This window comes from Pseudomonas sp. 21615526 (assembly GCF_013386245.1).
Lineage (GTDB): Bacteria > Pseudomonadota > Gammaproteobacteria > Pseudomonadales > Pseudomonadaceae > Aquipseudomonas.
The window spans coordinates 1-386 of record NZ_JACAOM010000261.1; the positions used below are offsets into that span (position 1 = coordinate 1).

Below are 386 nucleotides of genomic sequence, written 5' to 3' on the forward strand. Positions count from 1 at the left end.
TGGCCGATCTGCTGGGCCTGAAGGTCATCGAAATCCCCAGCGACCCGGCCACCGGCATGAGCCTGGAAGCCCTGCAACTGGCAGCCAACCAATGGTCGATCAAGGCCCTGGTGCTGACCACGCGCCTGAGCAATCCCCTGGGCGGCACCATGCCCGAAGAGCGGCAGAAACAGTTGCTGCGCCTGGCCTCGGATTTCGATATCCAGGTGGTCGAGGACGATATCTATGGCGAACTGATGTTCGAACTGGGCCGCACCAAGGCCCTGAAAGCCTACGACCGTCTGGACCGGGTCATCTATTGCTCGAGTTTCTCGAAGACCCTGTCACCGGGCATTCGCATTGGCTGGATGATTGCCGGCAAGTACCAGCAGGAAATCCAGCGCCTG

The 386-nt window shown here is 60.6% G+C and carries 1 protein-coding gene; it reads left to right on the plus strand.

The window, feature by feature from the left end; translation table 11 throughout:
- A partial coding sequence (locus HX786_RS31600; RefSeq protein ID WP_178913095.1) for an aminotransferase class I/II-fold pyridoxal phosphate-dependent enzyme occupies positions 1-386 on the plus strand: 386 nt, incomplete at both ends.